This window comes from Micromonospora yasonensis, assembly GCF_026013475.1.
GTDB lineage: Bacteria > Actinomycetota > Actinomycetes > Mycobacteriales > Micromonosporaceae > Micromonospora > Micromonospora yasonensis.
In genome coordinates this window covers 1-20,352 of sequence record NZ_JAPDPH010000055.1, presented here as the reverse complement: position 1 = coordinate 20,352, position 20,352 = coordinate 1, and the positions used below count along the sequence as shown (strand labels likewise).

Genomic DNA, 20,352 nt, shown 5'->3' with positions numbered 1-20,352 from the left:
TCAGTTCGCTCCAGGGGTGTCGGGGGTGTGCGGTTCGGCCATCGCGACGGCGATCTTGCGTGGGCCGGTGTACGGCTCCCGGGCGTGCGCGGCGGTCATGTTGTCCACCACCAGCACGTCGTCGCGGTGGTAGTCGAAGCGGACGCTGGCGGACCGGTAGGCGGCGCGCAGGTGGTCCATGACGTCGGTGGGGATCTCGCCCCCGTCGCCGTAGTAGGTGTTCGATGGCAGCCCGTCCGGGCCGAACATGGCCAGCAGCCCCTCCTGGTAGTCCTTGGGGAGGGTGGTCACGTGGAAGAACGTGGCGTGGTTGAACCAGCGCGGGGTGTCCGAGCCGGGCCGGTGGTGGACCACGTCGCGGACCGCCCGGGTCCGCAGGGCGTCCTTGCCGACCCACTCCACGGTGATCCCGTTCGCCGCCGCGTACGCCTCGACGTCGGCCCGGTTCTCGGTGTTGAACACCTCCTGCCACCGGGTGCCGAAGTCACCGTGGAAGTTGCGCACCAGCATCCAGCGCCGCCGGATGAACTCCTCGCGCACCGCCGGGTCGATCGCCTCGTACACCCGGCGCACGTCGGCCAGCGGGGTGGCGCCCTGGGTCTGCGGCGGGGTGATGCAGTAGAAGAAGAGGGTCAGCGGCCAGCGCGCCTGGTACGAGTTCTCGTTGTGCAGGAAGATCTCCTCGTCCGGCGGGTAGTCGGTCGAGGTGTAGACCCGGCCCTTGATGGAGTGCCGGGGCGAGGAGCGCTCGGTGTAGGTCAGCGGCTCGCCGGCGAGGGCGCGGACCGCCCGGTCGAAGCCGTCCACCCCGCCGACGTCGAAGCCGCGGAAGAGCAGCCCGCCGTGTTCGGCGAGGGTGGCGCGCAGCTCCGCGCGCCGGGCGTCGATCAGGTCGGTCAGCGCCCGGCCGTCGTTCTCGATCACCACCGGGAGCGTGGCGGTTTCGCTCATGGTGCCGTGTCTCCTGTCTGTGTTGGTCAGGCGCGGGGCAGCCGCGGGATGGCCGGGGTCGCCGGCGCGGCTGGCTCGTCGGCGGGCTGGCTGGCCCGCAACTCCTCGATCCGGGCGGCCAGCCCGGCGACGGTGGGGGTCTCGAAGAGGCTGCGCATCGGCAGCCGTACCCCGGTGGCCTTGCGCATCGCGGCGATGAGCTGCACCGCCACCAGCGAGTTGCCACCGAGGGCGAAGAAGTCGTCGTCCACGCCGACCTCGGCCACGCCGAGTCCGTCCCGCCAGACCTGGGCGATGACCTTCTCCAGCTCGGTGGCGGGCGCGGCCGAACCGCCGCCGGTGGCGGTCGGCGCGGAGATCGTCGGCTCGGCCTCCGCCGCCAGGCTGTCGGTGGTCACCCGGGTGGCCCGCCGCCGGATGTCGGCGACGGTACGAGTGGTGATGACGACCTGGGCACCGAGCCCGGCGCCCAGGCTGCGGCGGAACGCCTCCGCCCCGTCCACCGGCCGGATGTCCTCGGTCACCGGAGCCGGCGCGGCGTCCGCCCCGGTCTCCTGGGCGTCGGGGGCGAGGCCGCCGGTGACCGCGCCCTGGTCCACCCGGCGCAGCACGAAGTCGCTGATCGCGACCAGTTCCCGGCCCTCGGTGTCCAGCAGGGACAGGTCGGCGGCGACCACCTCGTCGGTGGCGCTGGCCCGGTGCCGCAGGTGGCTGTGGAACACGGCGGGCAGCGTGCCGCGCACCACGATCCGGCCGTAGGACAGCGGCAGGTAGGTGCCGGCGCCCTGGCCCCGACCGAATGCGGTGGCCACGTCCAGCAGCGCCGGGTGCAGCCCCCAACCGGGCAGGTCGCCGAGCACGGCCGCCGGGGCCTCGATCCGGGCCAGTTCCTCGCCCTCGCCGAGGTGGTGCTCGGCCAGCGCGGCCCAGCGCGGGCCGAAGGTGAGCATGCTGGTCCGCCCCCGGCCGAACGAGGCGTCGTCGTCGACCCGCCGGCCGGCCACGGTGGGCGTACCCGCCGGCGGGGCCGGCTCCTCGGTCCACCCGGCGGCGCCCCGTACGTGGGTACGGAGCTGGCCGGCGGCGAGGCTGGCCACGGTGAAGTCGACGCCGTCCTCGGTCGGGGTCAGCTCGACCCGGTACTGGGCGACCGTGCCGTCCGGCACCGAGAACGGCTCCAGGAAGACCACGTCCCGCAGCTCCACGACGGCCGCCGGCCCGGGGGCGGGCAGCGCGGCGGTCACCGCGGCACGCACCGACTCCAGGTGGGCGGTGCCGGGCACCACCGGTACGCCGCCGATCCGGTGCTCGTCGAGCAGCCAGTGGGTGCTGGCGGAGACCAGGCCGTGCAGCACGGTCCCGTCCGGCCCGGCCACCTTCGTGGTGAGCACCGGGTGGTCGACCGGGGTGGTGACGGTGTCCCGGCCGGCGGCCCGGAAGGCGGCCGGGGCGTTCGTCTCCACGGCCATGCCGACCTCGGCCCAGCCACCCCAGTTCTGCGACACCACCGGCGCGCGGAACCCGGCGCCGGCCCGCGCCCAGGCGTCCAGGAAGTTGTTGGCCGCGCAGTAGTCGACCTGGCCGAATCCGCCGATCACGGCGGTGATCGAGGAGCACAGCGCCACGAAGTCCAGCGGCAGGTCCCCGAAGACCTGGGCGAGGGCGATGGTGCCGGCCAGCTTCGGGGCGAGCACCCGCTCCGCCTCGGCCCGCTCCTTGATCTCGGCCATCCCACCGCCGGGCAGGCCGGCGGCGTGCACGACGCCGTCCAGCCCACCGAAGCGCGAGACGGCGACCTCCCGGACCCGGCGCAGGTCCTCGGGGTCGGTGACGTCGGCCGCGAGCACCAGCACCTCGGCCCCGGCCGCCTCCATCCGGCGGATCGCCGCGATGGCCCGGCCGGCCCGGTCCGCGCCGCCGTGCACCGCCAGGTGCTCGTCCCAGCGGTCCCGCTCGGGCAGGCCGGAGCGGGCCAGCAGCACCAGCTTGGCGCGTACCTGGCGGGCGAAGTCCTCGGCCAGGGTGACGCCGATGCCGCCGAGACCGCCGGTGATCAGGTACCGGCCCTCCTCACGCAGGACGCCCGGCTCGCCCTCGGCGTCCACGGTGACCTGCTCGTACCCGGCCACCCAGCGCCGGTCCCGGCGCAGCGCCACCTCCGGCTGCTCCGGGTCGGCCGGGCTGCGCAGCTCGGCCACCAGCGCGGCGACCCCGCGCGCGGCGGTGTCCGCGTCGACCAGCCGCACGGTGAGGCCGGGCAGCTCGACCGGCAGCACCCGGGCCAGGCCGGCCAGGGTGGCGTGCTCGGGCCGGACCAGGTCGTCGCCCCGGATGTCGCCGATGCCCGCGGTGACCAGGTCGAGGGCGATCCCCTGCTGGTCGGCGGTGTGGCCGGCCCCGGCGAGCGCCTGCACCAGGTGCAGCGCGCTGAAGAAGCCCCGGTCCTGGGCGGCCCAGGCGGCGTCGATGTCCGTCCCGGCCGGCTCCCCGTCCAGGGCGTACGCGTGCACGATCCGGCGCGGCAGGTCGGCGCCGAGCGCGGCGACCAGGGCCTCGTGGTCCTCGCGCACGCCGGGGCGCAGCCGGAAGCCGGTGGTGGTGGCCGCGAAGGCGTCGCCGGCGCGTACCTCGACCGGGTCGTCACCGGCGGCCCGCAGTGCCGCGACCAGCGCCTCGCCGCGCGGGCCGTCGGCCAGCACCAGGCAGCGGCCCAACGGCGCGACGGTGCGCGTCGGGGCGGCCTGCCGCCACACCGGCACCGCGAACCACTCCGGCAGCGGCCGCGGCCCGGTCTCGACCGGGGCCGCCGCCACCTGCTCCACCGGGTCCGGCTCGATCCAGTAGCGACGCCGCTCGAACGGGTACGCGGGCAGCGGCACCCGGCGGGCGTCCGGGTCGGCGGCCGGGCGCACCGGCACGCCCGCGCACCACAGCGCCCCGGCGCTGCCGAGCAGGGTGGCCAGGTCGCCGGTGGACTCGCCCGGCCCGGGCAGGCTGCCGAGCGGGGTGAGCTTCCGCTGCGCCTCGGACGCCTTGGCGACCTGCATCCGGGCGAGGTTCGCCAACTGCTTGCCCGGGCCGCACTCGACCAGCGCCCAGGTGCCCTCGGCGAGCAGGGTGGCCACGCAGGCGCCGAAGCGGACCGGCTGGCGCAGGTGCGCGGCCCAGTACGCCGGGTCGGTGACCTGCGCCTCGGTGATCCAGGTGCCGGTCACGTTGGACAGGAACGGCACGGCCGGTGGGCGCAGCGGCACGCCGGCCATCAGCGCGGTGAACTCGTCGAGGATCGGTTCCATCATCGGCGAGTGGAACGCGTGCGAGGTGCGCAGCTTCTTGCACTTGCCCTTGAGCGTGGCGGCGAAGTCCTCGATCAGCGCGGTCTCGCCGGCCACCACGCAGGTGCCGGGGCCGTTGACGGTGGCCACGGCGAGCCCCTCGGGAAGCCGCTGGGCCACGGCCGACTCGTCCAGCGACACGGCGAGCATCGAGCCGGCCGGCAGCGAGTGCATGAGGCGGCCCCGGGCGACCACCACCCGCAGCGCGTCCGGCAGGCTGAGCACGCCGGCCACGGTGGCGGCGACGTACTCGCCGATGGAGTGGCCGATCATCGCGGCCGGAGTCACCCCGGCGCGCTGCCACGCGGTGGCCAGGGCGTACTCGACGGTGAACAGGGCGGGCTGGGTGTAACGGGTCTCGGTGAGCTTCTCCGCCGCCTCCGGATCGCGGCCGAGGATCAGGTCACGGAGGTCCAGCCCCAGCTCGGGGCGGAGCAGCTCGGCGCACTCGTCGACGGTGGCCGCGAAGCCGGCGTCCTCGGCGTACAGCTCGGCGCCCATGCCGGCGTACTGGGAGCCCTGGCCGGAGAACAGGAAGGCCACCCGGGGGGCGGGGCCGTCCGCGGTGCCGCGGTGTCCCTTGCGGGCGTCACGCAGAGCGGCCACCGCCGCCTGCGGGTCGGTGGCCACCACGGCGGCGCGGTGCGGGTGGTCCTGGCGGCCGACCCGCAGCGTGTGTGCGACGTCGGCGAGCAGCCCAGCGCCGCCTCCGGCGCTGCCAAGCAGCTCGGCGCCGCCTCCGCCGCCGTTCTCCAGGTGGTCGGCGAGCCGCCGCACGGCGGCGTCCAGGGCGGTCGGGGTCTTCGCCGACACCCGCAGCAGGTGCGCCGGGCGGATCCGCCGCTCACCCCGGTACGCGGCCGGCGCCTCCTCCAGCACCACGTGGGCGTTGGTGCCACCGATGCCGAACGAGCTGACCCCGGCCCGGCGCGGCCCGCCGTCGGTGTCCCACTTGGTCAGCGTGTTCGTCACGTAGAACGGGGTGTCGGCGAAGTCGATCGCCGGGTTCGGCGTCTCGTAGTTGATGGTCGGCGGGATCAGGCCGTGCTCCATGGCGAGCACCGTCTTGATCACGCTGACGATGCCGGAGGGCTGGCTGAGGTGGCCGATGTTGGACTTCACCGAGCCGATCCCGCACCAGCCCCGGTCGTCGGTGTTCGCCGTGTAGACGGCGGAGAGCGCGGCGACCTCGATCGGGTCGCCCAGCGCCGTGCCGGTGCCGTGCGCCTCGACGTAGCTGATGGTGCGCGGGTCGATCCCGGCCATGCCGACCGCCTGAGCGATCGCCCCCATCTGCCCGTCGATGCTCGGGGCGGTGAAGCCGACCTTGCCGGCGCCGTCGTTGTTGATCGCGTTGCCGAGCACCACCGCGCGGACGGTGTCACCGTCGGCGATGGCGTCGGAGAGCCGCTTGAGCAGGGTCACCCCGACACCGCTGCCCCAGACCGTGCCGTTGGCGCCGGCGTCGAACGGGCGGCACCGGCCGTCCGGGGAGGTGAAGCCGTCCATGCCGAGGTAGCCGACGTGCGGCAGCTCGATGTTGACGCCGCCGGCCAGGGCCATGTCGCACTCGCCGTTGCGCAGCGCCTCGCAGGCCAGGTGGAACGCGACCAGCGAGGTGGAGCAGGCGGTGTGCAGGGTCAGGCTCGGCCCGCGCAGGTCGAGCCGGTACGACACGTTGGTGGCCACGTAGTTCGGCGAGTTGCTGGTGGCGATGGAGACCGCGCCGTGCGGGGCGCCGCCGACCCGCTTGTTGCGAAACACGTACCGGTGCAGGTAGGTGTTGCCGCCGGTGCCCGCGTACACGCCGATCGCGCCGTCGTAGCGGGCCGGGTCGTAGCCGCCGTCCTGGAGCGCGACGTAGCAGGACTCCAGGAAGAGCCGGTGCTGCGGGTCCGTCAGCTCCGCCTCGCGGGCGGTCATCCCGAACACGCCGGCGTCGAACTCGTCGTAACCGTCGACCAGCGGGGCCCGGTTCACCCAACCCGGGTCGTCGACCTCCTCGGCGGTGGCGCCCCGGGCGAGCTGCTCCTCGCGGGTCAGCTCGGTGGTCGACTCGACGCCGTCGACCAGGTTGCGCCAGAACTCGGAGACGTCGTTGGCGCCGGGGACCCGGGCGGCGAGCCCGACGATCGCGATCGGTTCGACGCCGTCGTCAGTGGCAGGGATGTCGTTCTGCTGCATCGGGGTTGTCCTTAGCTCAGGCGGTACGGCGGGGAGGGATGCCCGTCACGGTTGGTGTGGTCGTCGGGGCGGGGTACGGCGGGCCCGGCCGCGCCGGGCGGCGGCGCGCAGCGCGGCGCGGGCCAGTTCCGGCCGGTCGGCGGCGCCGTCGAGGCTGGCGGCGAGGGCCCGTACGGTCGGGTGGCGGAACAGGTCGAGCATGGTGATCGAGCGGCCGGTGGCCTCGGTGAGCCGGGCGTGCACCGCGGCCAGGGCCATCGAGTGGCCGCCGATGTCGAAGAAGTTGTCGGTGACCCCGACCCGGTCCGTGCCGAGCACCTGTCGCCAGATGCCGGCGATCAGCTCCTCGGTGTCGGTCAGCGCGTCGGGACCGGCCGGCAGCGGCACCCGCGCCGGCTCGGCGGTGGCGACGGTCATCGCGCCCAGGGCCGCCACCCGGACCGCCGGTCGGGGCAGCTCGGCGGCCACCTGGTGGACCGGCGCGTCGGGGTCGGCGGCCAGCGCGCCGACCAGGGCGGCGAGGTCGGCCAGGAGCGCGTCGACCCGCTCGGCCTCGAACAGGTCGGGGTTGTGCACCACCTCGACGCCGGCCCGGCCGGCCCGCTCCACCACGTAGACGGTGATGTCGAAGGGGGAACCCGGCTTCGGCACCGGCAGCGGCTCGACGGCCAGCCCGGTGAGGGCGAGCCGGGGCGGGACGAAGTTGAGCACGTTGAACAGCACCTGCACCAGCGGGGCGCGGGAGGTGTCCCGGCCCACACCGAGCGCCTCGACGATCCGTTCCAGCGGCGCGCCCGGGTGCTCGGTGACCTCGTGCAGCTCGGCGGCGCACCGGTCGACCAGCTCGGCGAAGCTCGCCGCGTCGGCCCGGACCCGCACCGGCACGGTGTCGATGAAGAAACCGATGACGTCGTCGAAGGCGGCCAGCCGCCGGTCCGCGACGATCGCGCCGAGGACGTGGTCGTCGGTCCCGGTGAGCCGGCGCAGCAGCTCCCCGAAGCCGGCGAGGAGCACGGCGGCGACGGTGACGCCGCGGCGGTCGGCCAGCGCGCGGACCGCCCGGTCGGCGTCCTCGGACAGCGCCACCGCCGCCTCGGCGCCGGCGTAGGTCTGCACCGCCGGGCGGGGCCGGTCCCGGGGCAGGTCGAGCACGGTCGGCGCACCGGCCAGGTGCTCGGTCCACCAGGTCAGGTCGGCCGGGCCCCGGCGGCGGTCCCGGTCGGCCCGCCACACCGCGTAGTCGGCATAGCCGGCGCGCAGCGGGGGCAGGGCCGGGGGCTCGCCGGCGACCGCGCGGGCGTACGCGGCGGCGAGGTCGTCGTAGAGCAGCGCCTCGGACCAGCCGTCGAAGACCGCGTGGTGCATCGTCATGGCGAGCACGTGCTCGGCCGGGCCGAGCCGGTACACGGTCGCCTGCCAGGGCGGCCCGGTGGCCAGGTCGAACGCGTGCCCCGCCCCGGCGGCCAGCAGGGTGGCCAGCTCCGCCTCGGCGTCGGCGGCGCCGGTCAGGTCCACCACCGGCACCGCGACGTCGGACGGCTCCTCACGGACCGCGTACGGCACCCCGCCGGTGTGCGGGATCCGCCAGCGCAGCACGTCGTGGCGCTCCACCACGGCGCGCAGCGCGGCGGCGAGCGCCGTGGTGTCCAGCGGCCCGCGCAGCCGGTGCGCGACCGCGATGTTGTACGGCGCGCTGGAGGGGGCGAGGTGGTCCATGAACCACAGCCGCCGCTGCGGCGGGGACAGCGTCGGCGGGTTGCCGGTGGTGAGCCCATCGCCGTCGGCGGGGGCGGCGACGCGGACCCGGTCCACCAGCGCGGCGAAGGTCCGGCTGGTGAACAGCACCCGGGTGTCGATCTGCCGGCCCAGCTCGGCGCGGAGCCCGGCGACCAGCCGCATGGCGGCGATCGAGTTGCCGCCGGCGGCGAGGAAGTCGCTGTCCTCGCGCGGCGCGGCGCCGAGCAGCCGGGTCCAGAGCCGCCGGACGGTGGACGCGACCCGGTCGTCACCGTCCGCGGCGTCGACCGGCTCCGGCGCGGCGATCGTGGCGAGGGCGCGCAGCGCGGGCCGGTCCAGCTTGCCGGTGGTCGGGCTGACCGGCAGCGCGGCCAGCCGTACCGTCCGGGCCGGCAGCATCGCGGCGGTCAGTCGGGGCTCGGCGTACGCCCGCAGCGCGCCGTCGTCGGGGCCGTCGACCGGGGTGAGGAAGGCGACCAGCTCGGTGCCGGCCGGTCCGGGCACCGGTTCCACGACGACCCGCTCGACGCCGGGGTGCCCGGCGAGCACCGCCTCGACCTCGCCCAGCTCGATCCGCTGGCCGCGCACCTTGACCTGCCGGTCGGCCCGCCCCAGGTAGACGATCCGGCCGTCGGAGCCGCGGCGGACCAGGTCGCCGGTGCGGTAGAGCCGCTCTCCGGGCCGGTCGCCGAACGGGTCGGGGACGAACCGCTCGGCGGTCAGCCCGGGCCGGTTGAGGTAGCCGTCGGCCAGCCCGGGACCGCCGATCAGCAGCTCACCGGTCTCCCCCGGCGGTACCGGGCGCAGGTCGGCGTCCACCACGTACGCCCGGTGGTTGGGCAGCGGGAGGCCGATCGGCACTGGGTCGGTGTCGGCGGCGGTGAGGTCGCCGGTGACCGCCAGCACGGTGGTCTCGGTCGGGCCGTAGCCGTTGAGGAACCGCCGGCCCGGGGCCCAGCGGGCGGCCAGCTCGGCCGGCACCGCCTCCCCGCCGCAGAGCACGGTACGCCAGGACGGCACGTCGGCCGGGTCGAGCAGGGCGAGCACGGTCGGGGTGATGAACCCCCAGGTCACCTCGTGCGCGGCGATGAACCGGGCGAGCCGGACCGGGTCGGCCCGGTCGTCCGCGCCGAGTAGTTGCACCGCCCCGCCGAGCAGCAGCGGCACGAACAGGTCCATGGTGGCCGCGTCGAAGCCCAGCGAGGCGATGCCGAGGCTCCGGACGCCGGCATCCACGCCGGTCAGCGCGGTTACCCCGGTGACGAACTCGACGACGTTGCGGTGGGTGGTGAGCACCCCCTTGGGCCGGCCCGTCGACCCCGAGGTGAACAGCACGTACGCCGGGTCGGCGGGGCGGGCCGGGCAGGGGGCGAGCGGGGCCGGGCCGGGCAGCGCGACCGGCTCGACGCCGGGCTCGTCGCCGAACTCGGCCGCGGCGGCGTCACCGACCACCACGCGTACCCCGGCGTCGCGGGCGATCTCCCGGAGCCGCTCGCGGGGTCCGCCCGGTTCGAGCGGCACGTAGGCGGCGCCGGCCAGGAGGACGCCGAGCACGGTGACCACCAGATCGGGGGTACGGCGGCCGCAGACGCCGACCCGGTCGCCCCGGCCGACGCCGCGCTCGCGCAACGCGGCGGCCACCCCGGCGGCCCGGTCGGCCAGCTCCCGGTAGCTGAGCCGGGCGTCCCACTGGCGTACGGCCACGGCGTCCGGGGTCCGGGCCGCCTGCGCGGTCACCAGGTCGGCGAGGGTCGCGTCCGGCCAGGGCAGGGCGTCCCCGGTCGCGGCGCTGACAGTCAGGATGTCGGTCACCCGTGGTCTCCCCGGTAGCTTGCTGAATCGGTGATCTGCAGGCGCAGTTCGCTGACGTAGCCGCGCCCGTCGGCATCGGTCACCCAGCAGTGCGACGGCTCGGGCAGCAGCTCGGTGACGGTCACCGGGACCTCCGGGCCGGCCTTCCGGGCGGCGTCGACCATCGCGCACAGCGACTGCGCGTACAGCGGGCCGGTCAGGTCGACGAAGCAGGGCTTGACCTCGGTGCCGACCTTGACGAACACCCGCTCGGGCAGGCCGTTGGCGGCGCGCCAGCGACGGACCGCGAGGTAACGCGCCGTCTCGTCGGCGTGCCCGGCCAGCCCGCAGGCCTCGGCGGTGGTCCGCCAGGTACGCCGGGCCACCACCAGCCGGTCGATGGTGATCCGCGGCGTGTGCGGGGCCGGGTCGAGCAGCTTGAAGGCGTCCAGCAGCACCGAGCCGAGCAGGTTGGCGAAGACCTCCATCACCGGCCACCGGCCGCCGTCGGGGAAGACCGCGGTCAGCTCGTCGCCGTCGCGCTCCACCAGCACGGCGGTGGCCGGCACCAGCCGGTCGACGTCGGCGCCCCGGGCGGTGTCGATGCCGAGCTGCCGGTCGTCCGGGCCGGTCAGGGCGTACGTGGTGCGGGTGGTCCGCCGGGGCCAGCTCTCCGGCCAGAGCACCCGCAGCCGGGCCGGGCCGAGGTCGGCGTCCAGCGCGGCCCGCACCGCCGCCGGGTCGGGGTGGAACGGGGTGAGCACCGCGCTGTCGTACGACACGGTGGCCGGGTGCAGCTCGCCGAGGACGAGCAGGAAGTCCCCCCGGTCGATCGCCTCGACGGAGGCGGCGACGAGCTGCACGTCCGGGTTGTGCAGCCGCGCCGAGGGCCAGCCGGCCCGCTCGGCCGGGAACAGCTCGCGGACCCGGTCCGCCAGGTCCACGGCGTGCAGCCGCAGCTCGACCTGGTCGGCGGGAAGGTCACGCAGGCCGAACAGCTCGGCCCACCGTTCGGTGAAGGCGGCGCCGGCGCGGGCGATCGGCCCGTCCGGCGCGACCAGGGTGCCCTGAGCGAGCAGCCAGACGTCGGCCAGCCGCACCGGCCCGTCGGCGGCCAGCTCGTCGTAGAGCTCGCCGAACAGGTCGGCGCAGCCGGCCCCGACCTCGACGGTGAGCCAGCGGGCGGCCCGCAGCACCACGGCGAGCGGGGCGGCCAGCGCGTCGAGCACCGGCGCCCCGATGCTGAACTCCAGGTCGCGGGCGGTGTCCTCGTAGCAGACGGTGCGGCCGGCGTACATCTGCCCCTGGTGCCGGGTGGCGGGCCGGCCGGTGACCGCAGTGAACTCGGCGCTGAGCGCGGCGAGCGCGGCGGCGAGCCGGTCCGGGTCGCCGGCGGCGGCCGCGACCTCGTCCCGGGCGGCGCGCAGCCGGTCGAAGCCCGCGGCGACCGCCTCGCGCGCCGTCGGGTCGCCGATCGCGGCGATCCGCTCGACCAGCACCGGCTCGGCGTCCGGGCTGACCGGCAGGTTCGCGTCCCAGCTGAGCCGGCCGCGGTCGACCCAGCGGTCGAGCATCAGGTACACGTCGCCGACGCTGTGCACGTGGCCCTCGGCGCGCAGCCGCTCGGCCAGTTCCACGGCCGGGGTGCGCCCGTCGCAGGCGGCGAGCAGCCGGGCCTCCGGCGCGGTCAGCGCGATCGGCGGGTGCATCGGCGAGCGCAGCTGCCGCTCCTCCACCGTCAGGTGCGGTTGCAGCGCCGGGGCCCACCAGCGGCGCACCGCCAGGTCGTCGGCGATCCGGTCGGCGTACGCGATCAGCGCCCACGCCTCGAAGTGGACCCGGCGGCGGCGCACCAGCGCCGGCCCGGGCGTCAGCCGGGTACGCGGGTCGTTCGGGTCGAGCACGCCCCAGCAGACCGGCCCGAAGAAGCCGATGGTCTCGGCCTTGCCGCAGTACCGCTGCCAGTAGCGCAGCACCGTGATCTCCCGCTTGCGCCGGCGCGTGTTACGCACCGCCGGGTCGGTCCGCAGCAGGCCGTCGAGGGCGACGAGCATGTCGGGGTTCTGCCAGGTGACCGCCTCGCGCAGCAGCGGGTCGGCGGCGATCTCCCCGGCCACCGCCGAGGACTCGGCGAACGCCTCGCCCAGTGCCTTGGCGAGCAGCTCCGGGGTGCTCTCGCCGGTGAGCAGGGCGTCGGCGACGGTAGCCGCCTCGGGTGCGGCGAACCGGTCGAGACCGGCGGCCGGGAAGCCGGCGCTGCGCAGCACCACGTCCCGCCACACCGACCAGCCGGTGTCGCCGAGCGGCAGCAGGTGGCTGTTGCGGCCGCTCATCGGGTCCCTTCCCGGTGGTCGTCCACGATCTGCAGGCGCAGTTCGCTGAAGTACCGCCGTCCGTCCCCGTCGGGCACCCAGGCCTGGTCCGGGGTGGGCAGCATCTCGCTGACCACCAGCGACACGTCGTCTCCGCCGTCGACCCGGGCGGCCCGGACCAGGGCGCAGAACATGTTCGCGAAGGCGGGGCTGGCCAGGTCGACGAAGCACGGCTTGGTCTCGGTGCCGAGCTTCACGTAGACCTGCTCGGGCAGGCCGAGCCGGCGGCGCCAGTCGCGGACCGCGAGGAACCGGGCCCGCTCCCCGGTGACCGTGCCCAGCCCGCTCTCCCCCACCGTGGTCCGCCAGGTCTGCCGGGCCACCACCAGGTTGTCGAGGGTGATCCGGGGCGTGTACGGCGCGGCCGCGACCAGCTTGAAGCCGTCCACCGCGTGCGCGCTGAGCAGCTCGGCGAAGACCTCGGTGAGCGGCCAGCGCTGGCCGTCCGACGCGGTGACCACCAGCCGGCCGTCCTCGTCGCCGATGGTGAGGTCCACGGTGGGCAGCACCCGGGCCGGGTCCCCGCCGGGCGCCGCCTGGAACGCCAGGTGCCGGTCGGTGGGGCCGGTCAGCGTCTCGGCGGTGCGGCTGGTCCGGCGCGGCCATTCGGTCGGGAACAGCAGCCGGATCCGCCGCTCGCCGAGGTCGGCGGCGAGCGCCGCCCGCAGCCACTCGACGTCCGGGTGCGACGGGGTGAAGACCGCACAGTCGAACGACGACCAGGCGGCGTGCAGCTCGCCCAGGACGACGGTGTACTCGCCGCGGCGCAGCGCGTCCGCGTCGGCGGCGCAGATCTGCAGGTCGGGGCTGTGCATCAGGGCGTTGGACCAGCCCGGCCGGGTGCCGGGGAAGACCTCGTCGATCCGCGCGGCCAGGTCGGCGACCCGCACCCGGACCTCGTTGGCGCCGGCGGGGAGCGCGTCCAGCCCGAACAGCCCGGCCCAGCGCGCCGCGAACTCCGCGGCGACCGCGTCGACCGGCCGCTCGCCGGTGCCCCAGAACAGGCCCTGCACCAGGAACCACAACTCGGACAGGGCGACCTGCCCGTCGGCGGCCTCGGCGCGCAGTTCCTCGTAGAGCTCCCGGAACACCGCCCCGTACGCCTCGGCGAGCGCCTCGACCATCCACCGGGCGGCGCGCAGCAGCACGTCGAGCGGGGCGGCGAGGTCGGCCAGCAGCGGGGCACCGAAGACCACGTCGAGGTCGCGGCTGGTGTCCTCGTAGCAGATGGTCCGGCCGGCGTACATCTGGCCGTCGCGCCGCCGGGGCGCCGCCCCGGTCAGCTCGGTGAAGACGGCGTTGAGCGCGTCGAGGGCGGCGCGCAGCCGATCGGGGTCGCCGGCCGCGGCGGCGACAACGTCCCGCGCGGCACGCAGCCGGTCCCACCCGGCCCGGGCCGCCGCCCGCGCCGGCTCGTCGCCGATGGCCTCGATCCGGGCGGTGAGCACCTGTTCCGCCTCGGGGCTGATCGGCAGCGCGGCGTCCCAGGTGATCAGCTCCCGGGCCACCAGCCGGTCCAGCAGCGCGTAGCCGTCCTCGGGGCGGCGCAGCCCGACGGCGGGGTCGGTCACCAGCTCGGCCGCGGACCGGCGGCCGTCGATCGCACCGAGCAGCGCCGCCTCGACCGGGGACAGGGCCACCGGCGGCCGACCGGGCCGCAGCACCGCGCGGTCGCGCAGGGCCAGGTGCGAGCAGAGCGTCGGCGGCCACCAGCGGCGCACCGCGACGTCCGCGCCGATTGTGTCGGCGTACGCGGTGAGCGCCCACGACTCGAACCAGACCCAGCGGCGCCGGGTCAACGCCGTGCCGCAGTTGACCTGGGCAACCTCCGGCTGGTCCGGGTCGACGGTGACCCAGCAGCTGGGGCCGAAGAAGCCGACCGTCTCGTTCTTGCCGGCGTAGCGCTGCCAGTACTTGAGCAGGGCACGCTCCCGGTCCCGGCGGCGGACGTTGCGGGCCGCGTCGCCGCCGCCCTTGACCAGGCCGTCCAGGGCGGCGAGCGCGCCGGTGTTCTGCCAGGTGACCGCCTCGCGCAGCAGCGGTTGGCCGGCCAGCTCGCTGAGCTGGTGGGCGGCCGCCCGGACCGCCTCGTCGAACTCCTTGTCGAATCGGTCCTCCCCGGTGCCGGTGGCGAGCAGCTCGTCGGCCGCGGCGGCGGCGCGCGGGGCGCCGAACAGGGTCAGCCCGTCGGCCGGGAAGCCGGTGCCGCGCAGGATCGCGTCCCGCCACACCGACCAGCCGGTGCCGCCGAGCGGTACCCGGTGCGCCGCGGCCGCGTCGCCGGGCGTCGCCGCGGGGCCGTGCCGGGGTGCGGCGAGCGCCCCGGCCAGGTCGGCGCGGATCATGGCGAGCAGCTCGGGCAGCTGGTCGTGCAGGAAGAAGTGCCCGCCGTCGATCTCGTGCAGGGTGAAGCCGGCGGCGGTGTGCTCCGCCCAGGCGGCGCTGTGCGCGTGGGTGACCGCCCGGTCGTGGACGCCGCTGAACGCGACGACCGGCATCGGCAGCGGCTCGCCCGGGACGTACTGGTAACTGTCCACCCGGCCGAAGTCGGCCCGCAGCAGCGGCAGCAACAGCTCCACCAGCTCGGGGTGGTCGAGCAGTTCGGCGGGGAGGCCGCCGCCCTCGCCGAGGCGGCGCAGCAGTTCCTCGTCGTCCACCTGGGACAGTCCGTCGAAGAGGCTGGGCGCGGTGACGTGCGGGGCGCGGGCCCCGCCGACGTACAGCCGCAGCGGCAGCGGCCGGCCGGTACGGCGCAGCTCCCGGACCACCTCGAAGCCGACCCGGCCGCCCATCGAGTGGCCGTAGATGGCGTACGGGCGGTCGGCGCGGGAGGCGATGGCGGCGGCGACCTCGGCGACGGTGAAGCGCGGGTCCTCGCTGATCCGGTTCTCCCGGCCGGGCAGTTGCACCGGGAGCACCTCGACGTCCGGGCCGATCCCCTCCTGCCAGCGCCGGAAGGCGCTCGCCCCGGCACCGGCGTAGGGCAGGCAGAACAACCTCACCGGCGCCTGGGGTCGGCTTCCGGTGGATACGAACCAGTTCAATGCGAGCCTTTCTGCACGGGATCGATCCAGTACCGCTGGCGCTGGAACGGGTAGGTGGGCAGTCCGGTGCGGCGGACCGTGCCCTCGGGGTGCAGGTCGTCCCAGTCGACGTCCCGCCCGGCCACCCAGTCGGCGGCCAGTTCGCGTAGCGCACCGCCCTCGCCGGCGATCCGGGCGTCGGTGTCCAACAGCACGTCCAGGGCGGCGAGCGCGCCGGGCAGGTCCGCGGCGACCACGGCGGCGCGGTGGGCGAAGGCCCGCCGGCCCAGCGCCAGGGTGGCGGCCACCTCGGGCAACGCCGGAGCGGTGCCGGCCAGGTGGGTCCGCAACCGGGCCAGCGCGGCCCGCAGCGCCGCCGGGGTACGCGCCGACACCGGCAGCAGCCACGGCCCGCCGCCCGGCTCCGTCCCGGGCTCGTCCGGCGGTGGCTGCTCCACCACCACGTGCGCGTTGGTGCCGCCGAGCCCGAAGGCGCTGACCCCGGCCACCCGGCGCGGCACCTCCGGCCAGTCCCGGGCCTTGGTGGGCACGTAGAACGGGCCGGCGGCCAGGTCGATCTCCGGGTGCGGGCGGGTGAAGTGCAGGTTCGGCGGGATGACGCCGTGCCGGACGGCGAGCACCGTCTTGATCAGACCGGCGATGCCGGCCGCCGCGTCGAGATGGCCGATGTTGGTCTTCACCGAGCCGAGCGCGCAGGACTCGGCCGGGGCGCTGCCCGCGTACACCTCGTGCAGCGCGGCCACCTCGATGGCGTCACCGAGCGGCGTGCCGCTGCCGTGACCCTCGACGAAGCGCACCTCGCCGGGGGCGACCTCTGCGCTGGCCAGCGCGTTGGCCACGGCGGCGGCCTGCCCGGCCGGGCCGGGGACGGCGAACCCGGCCCGGTCCGGCCCGTCGTTGGTGACCGCCCAGCCGGGCAGGACGGCGTAGACCCGGTCCCCGTCGGCCTGCGCGTCGGCGAGCCGGCGCAGCGCGACCACGCCGACGCCGGAGCCGAAGCCGGACCCGTTGGCCCCCTCGTCGAAGGCGCGGCAGCGGCCGTCCGGGGAGGCCATGCCGCCCGGGGTGTGCCGATGCCGGGGCCAGACGACGGTGACCCCGCCGGCCAGCGCGATGTCGCACTGGTAGTCGGCGAGGCTCTGCGCGGCGACGCAGACCGCGGCCAGCGAACTGGAGCAGGCGCTCTGCACCGCCAGGGCCGGCCCGGTCAGCCCCAGCCGGTACGCCACCTGCCCGGGCAGGTGGTCGGTGAACTGCCGGCCGATCAGCCGGGCCTCCCAGTCGTCCGGGTCCACGTCGCCGATCACGGCCGGGTTGTCGAGCAGGTGGAACAGGAAGTAGCGGTTGGCGGAGGTGGCCGAGTAGACGCCGATCAGGCCGGGGAACCGGGACGGGTCGTGCCCGGCGTCCTCCAGCGCCTCCCAGGCGGTCTCCAGGAAGAGCCGGTGCTGCGGGTCGGTACGGGCGGCCTCGTCGGCGCCGCAGGAGAAGAACTCGGCGTCGAAGTCGGCCACCCCGTCGAGCCGGCCTACGGCCCGGACGTGGCGGGGGTCGTCGCGCAGTCCCGGGCCGATGCCGAGCTCGGCCAGTTCCGCGTCGGTGTGGTCGTGGATCGAGTCGACCCCGGTGCACAGGTTCCACCAGTAGGTGGCCACGTCCGGGGCGCCGGGGAACCGCCCGGCGAGCCCGACCACGGCGATCTCGTCGCCGGTGTACTCCCGGGCCGCGGTGGCGGGCGCGGCCGGCGCGGGCAGCACCGGCGCGCGGACCGCCTCGGGCGGGGTGTCGAGCAGCGCCGCCTGGGCGGCAACCGTGGGGTGGTCGAACAGGCGCAACATCGACAGCCGTACCCCGAACCGCTCGGCCAGCCGCTGCTGCACCTGGCCGAGCAGGAGGGACTGCCCGCCGAGGTCGAAGAAGCTGTCGGTGCGGCCGACCGCCGCCCGGCCGAGCACCGCGCACCAGATGTCGTGCACGATCCGCTCGGTCGCGGTCGCCGGGGCCGCCCCCGCCGGCACCTCCCGAGCCGGGTCGGGCAGCGCCCGCTCGTCGACCTTGCCGGTCACGGTGAGCGGGAACTCGTCGAGCACCACCACCGCGCGGGGCAGCGCGTACTCCGGCAGCGCCGCGGCGAGGGCGGCCCGCAACGCCGCCGCGTCCGGCCGGGTCCCGGCGGCCGGTCGGGCGTACGCGAGCAGTTCACCGTCGCGGGCGATGGCCCGTACCCCGGCGACGCCGGGCTGGGCGGCGAGCACCGCCTCGACCTCGGTCAGCTCGACCCGGTGGCCGCGTACCTTGACCTGCCGGTCGAGCCGGCCGAGGCAGACCAGGTCACCGCCGGGCTGCCGGCGGCCGAGGTCGCCGGTGCGGTACGCGCGCACCCCGTCGGCGACCACGCTGAACCGGTCGCTGTCCTGGTTGAGGTAGCCGGGGGCGAGGTGCCGGCTGTGCACCACGATCTCCCCGGTCTCCGGCGCGAGGCGCAGCTCGTAGCCGGGGAACGCGGTGCCGATCGGCAGCGGGCCGGTCGCGGCCGGATCCACCGTGGACAGCGGCAGCGCGTACCGGGCGACGAAGGTCATCTCGGTGGCACCGTAGCCGTTGACCAGCTCGCAGTCCGGGGCGAACCGGTCCCGGCCTCGGGCGGCGTCGGCGTAGCCGGCCTGCTCGCCGCCGAGCAGCACCACCCGTACGGTGTCGAGCCGCCGCTCGCCGAGGGTGTCGAGCAGGAAGCGGTAGACGGTGGGCGTGCAGTGCAGCACGGTCGCCCGGTGCCGGTCGAGCTGCTCGACGGCGTACGCGAGCCCCTGCCGGCGCAGGTCCACCGGAACCACCGCGGCGCCGGTGAGCAGCGCCGGGTAGAGGTCCGGGATGGCGGCGTCGAAGCTGAACGAGGCGAGCAGGCTGAGCCGGTCGTCGGGGCCGATCGCCAGGGCGGCGATCTGGTTGTCGACGACGTGCGCCAGGTTCCGGTGGGTCTGCCCGACCGCCTTGGGCACCCCGGTGGAGCCCGAGGTGAACAGCACGTACGCGAGCGCGTCCGGGTCGACCGGCACCGGCGCCAGCGGGGCGGGCGGCACGTCGTCCAGCGACACCACCACGCGGCCGTCGGCCAACTCGCGGGCCAGCTCGCGGTGCTCGGCGGCGCAGGCGACGAGGTCCACCCCGGCGGCGGCGAGCATGTGACGCAACCGGCCGACCGGGAAGCCCGGGTCGAGCGGCACGTACGCGCAGCCCGCGGCGAGGGCGCCGAGCAGCGCCGCGACGGTGGGCGCGCCGTGCGGGGTGAGCAGTGCGATCCGGTCGCCGGGTCGGGCACCGGCGGCGACGAACGCGGCCGCGTGCCCCCCGGCGGCGCCGGCCAGCTCGGCGTAGCCGACCTCGTGGGTCTCGCCGAGGAGCGCGGGCCGATCACCCTGCCGAGCTGCGACCGCACCGAAACGATTGATGATCATCGGTTGGGTCATGTCAGGGAGCTGATGTCTCTCCACAAACGACAGGCGCGCAGCGATCGACTAATGTGACCATGAATCCCCCCCAGGACTTCACATTGGAAGCAGAATAAAGCTCAATCTCTCGATGGGAAGGGAATCGATCGGGCTCAGCCCGAAGAGGGGACGGCGCCCTGGAACCTCGGACGGCGGAAACCATCCGATCATCCCTCTAGCGCGAAGACGATTTTCGGCGTAGATGCCTACTGGCGAGTTATTTTCCGGTGAAAATACTTATGGGCCGGGAAATCTTCGCCCCTCGCGGCGCCTTTGCCGCAGCTCAACCCCATCGGGGGAGGGTCCTCACCGATCGTACGGTGGGCGGGGGATCGGGTCGACCATCGCGTCGAATCCTTTCGGCAACTGCGCCACGAGATCCTGGAACTCGTCGACCGTGACCGCCTCGCGCAGCGTCGCGAGCACCGCCCGGGTGCCCACCTCGGCGACCGCGGGATCCACCCCGGCCCGGTCGGCGACCCGGCGTACGAAGGTCACCGGTCCCCCGCCGCCGGCTGCCTCGGCCGGGGCGGTCAGGTATCCGCTCAGCTCGTCCGGCAACTGGGCCGCGAGGTCCGCCGACTCGCCGCCGGTGATCCGGTCGGCGAGGGTCTGGAGCACCGCGCGGGAGATCGCTGCGGCCTGCTCGGCGGGCAACTCGGCGCGGCGGGACACCGCCTCGACGAATCGGGGAAACCGCACGTCCGCCTCCTATCACCCGCCGGCCCCGGGCCGGATACCCGTGGCCGGCGGCGGCAAACGGCACTCACCGCCCGGCGGGCACCGCCGCCCCGACCTCCGCCCGCTCGGCCAGGTCCTCCTGGCTCGGGAAGTCCCGGGTACGCCAGACCGGCGAGCAGCGGGTCACCAGCGCCGCCGCGGCCATCCCGGCCGAGGCCAGCGCGAGGTACGCCGGCGCGCCCAGCAGCCCGGTCAGCGCGCCGCCGAGGGCCGCCCCGAGCGGCATCGCCCCCCCAGATGACGAACCGGCTGGTCGCGGTCATCCTCGACAGCAGCGCCGGGGGTGTGGCGGCCTGCCGGAGACTGACCGCGTTGACGTTGTAGAGCCCGCTGGCGAAGGCGCTCACCGCCAGCCCGGCGCCGATGCCGACCGGGTGCGGCAGCAGCACCAGCGCCGCGCCCGCCTGGAGCACCGCCGCCCCGGTGACCGCCCGCCCCACGCCGAGGCGGGCGCGGGTCCGACCGGCCACCGCCGCGCCGAGCAGGTAGCCCAGGTTGGCGCCGGCGACCAGCAGGCCGACCGTGGCGGCGGGCAGCCGCAGCTCGCGGACCGCGTACACCAGCAGCATGGCCAGGAAGCCGGCGTGCCAGAGGTTGGTCAGGCCGGAGCAGAGGGTCAGCGCCCGCACGACCGGGTCACGGAACACGAAGCGGATCCCGCCGACGGCGTCCCGCCAGACCCCGGCCCCGCGCTCGCCCGGCGCCGGGG

Annotated in this window: 9 protein-coding genes; 1 reads left to right on the top strand and 8 read right to left on the bottom strand. The window is 75.7% G+C overall.

Annotated elements, in window-relative coordinates; translation table 11 throughout:
* The 8 genes from ONA70_RS14240 to ONA70_RS14205 form a co-directional block, all read right to left on the bottom strand.
* Positions 1-951, bottom strand: a complete 951-nt coding sequence (locus ONA70_RS14240) for a TauD/TfdA family dioxygenase (RefSeq protein ID WP_265006889.1) — start codon at positions 949-951, stop codon at positions 1-3.
* Positions 952-977: 26 nt separating this feature from the next.
* The gene (locus tag ONA70_RS14235; protein ID WP_265006888.1) at positions 978-6,470 is read right to left on the bottom strand and encodes a type I polyketide synthase; all 5,493 of its coding nucleotides are present in this window, start codon (positions 6,468-6,470) and stop codon (positions 978-980) included.
* A gap of 45 nt (positions 6,471-6,515) precedes the next feature.
* Positions 6,516-10,019: an amino acid adenylation domain-containing protein gene (locus ONA70_RS14230; protein ID WP_265006887.1), complete on the bottom strand. Its 3,504-nt coding sequence runs from the start codon at positions 10,017-10,019 to the stop codon at positions 6,516-6,518.
* Positions 10,016-12,331, bottom strand: coding sequence for a lantibiotic dehydratase family protein (locus tag ONA70_RS14225; protein ID WP_265006886.1), 2,316 nt, complete (start codon positions 12,329-12,331; stop codon positions 10,016-10,018). Before ONA70_RS14225 ends, ONA70_RS14230 begins: the two co-directional genes overlap by 4 nt.
* A complete protein-coding gene (locus ONA70_RS14220; RefSeq protein ID WP_454557357.1) occupies positions 12,328-15,372 on the bottom strand; it encodes a thioesterase domain-containing protein in 3,045 nt (1,014 codons plus the stop codon). Before ONA70_RS14220 ends, ONA70_RS14225 begins: the two co-directional genes overlap by 4 nt.
* A gap of 38 nt (positions 15,373-15,410) precedes the next feature.
* Positions 15,411-18,869 (bottom strand): AMP-binding protein, encoded by a 3,459-nt coding sequence (locus tag ONA70_RS14215; RefSeq protein ID WP_265006884.1) that lies wholly within the window; start codon positions 18,867-18,869, stop codon positions 15,411-15,413.
* A gap of 339 nt (positions 18,870-19,208) precedes the next feature.
* Complete coding sequence (locus ONA70_RS14210) at positions 19,209-19,604, bottom strand: DUF2267 domain-containing protein (protein ID WP_265006883.1); 396 nt, start codon at positions 19,602-19,604, stop codon at positions 19,209-19,211.
* Positions 19,605-19,668: 64 nt separating this feature from the next.
* Positions 19,669-19,869, bottom strand: a complete 201-nt coding sequence (locus ONA70_RS14205; protein WP_265006882.1) for a hypothetical protein — start codon at positions 19,867-19,869, stop codon at positions 19,669-19,671.
* Between the two features lie 148 nt (positions 19,870-20,017).
* Here ONA70_RS14205 and ONA70_RS14200 point away from each other — a divergent pair.
* Positions 20,018-20,352, top strand: a 335-nt coding sequence (locus tag ONA70_RS14200; RefSeq protein WP_265006881.1) for a hypothetical protein, incomplete at its 3' end; no start/stop codon positions are given.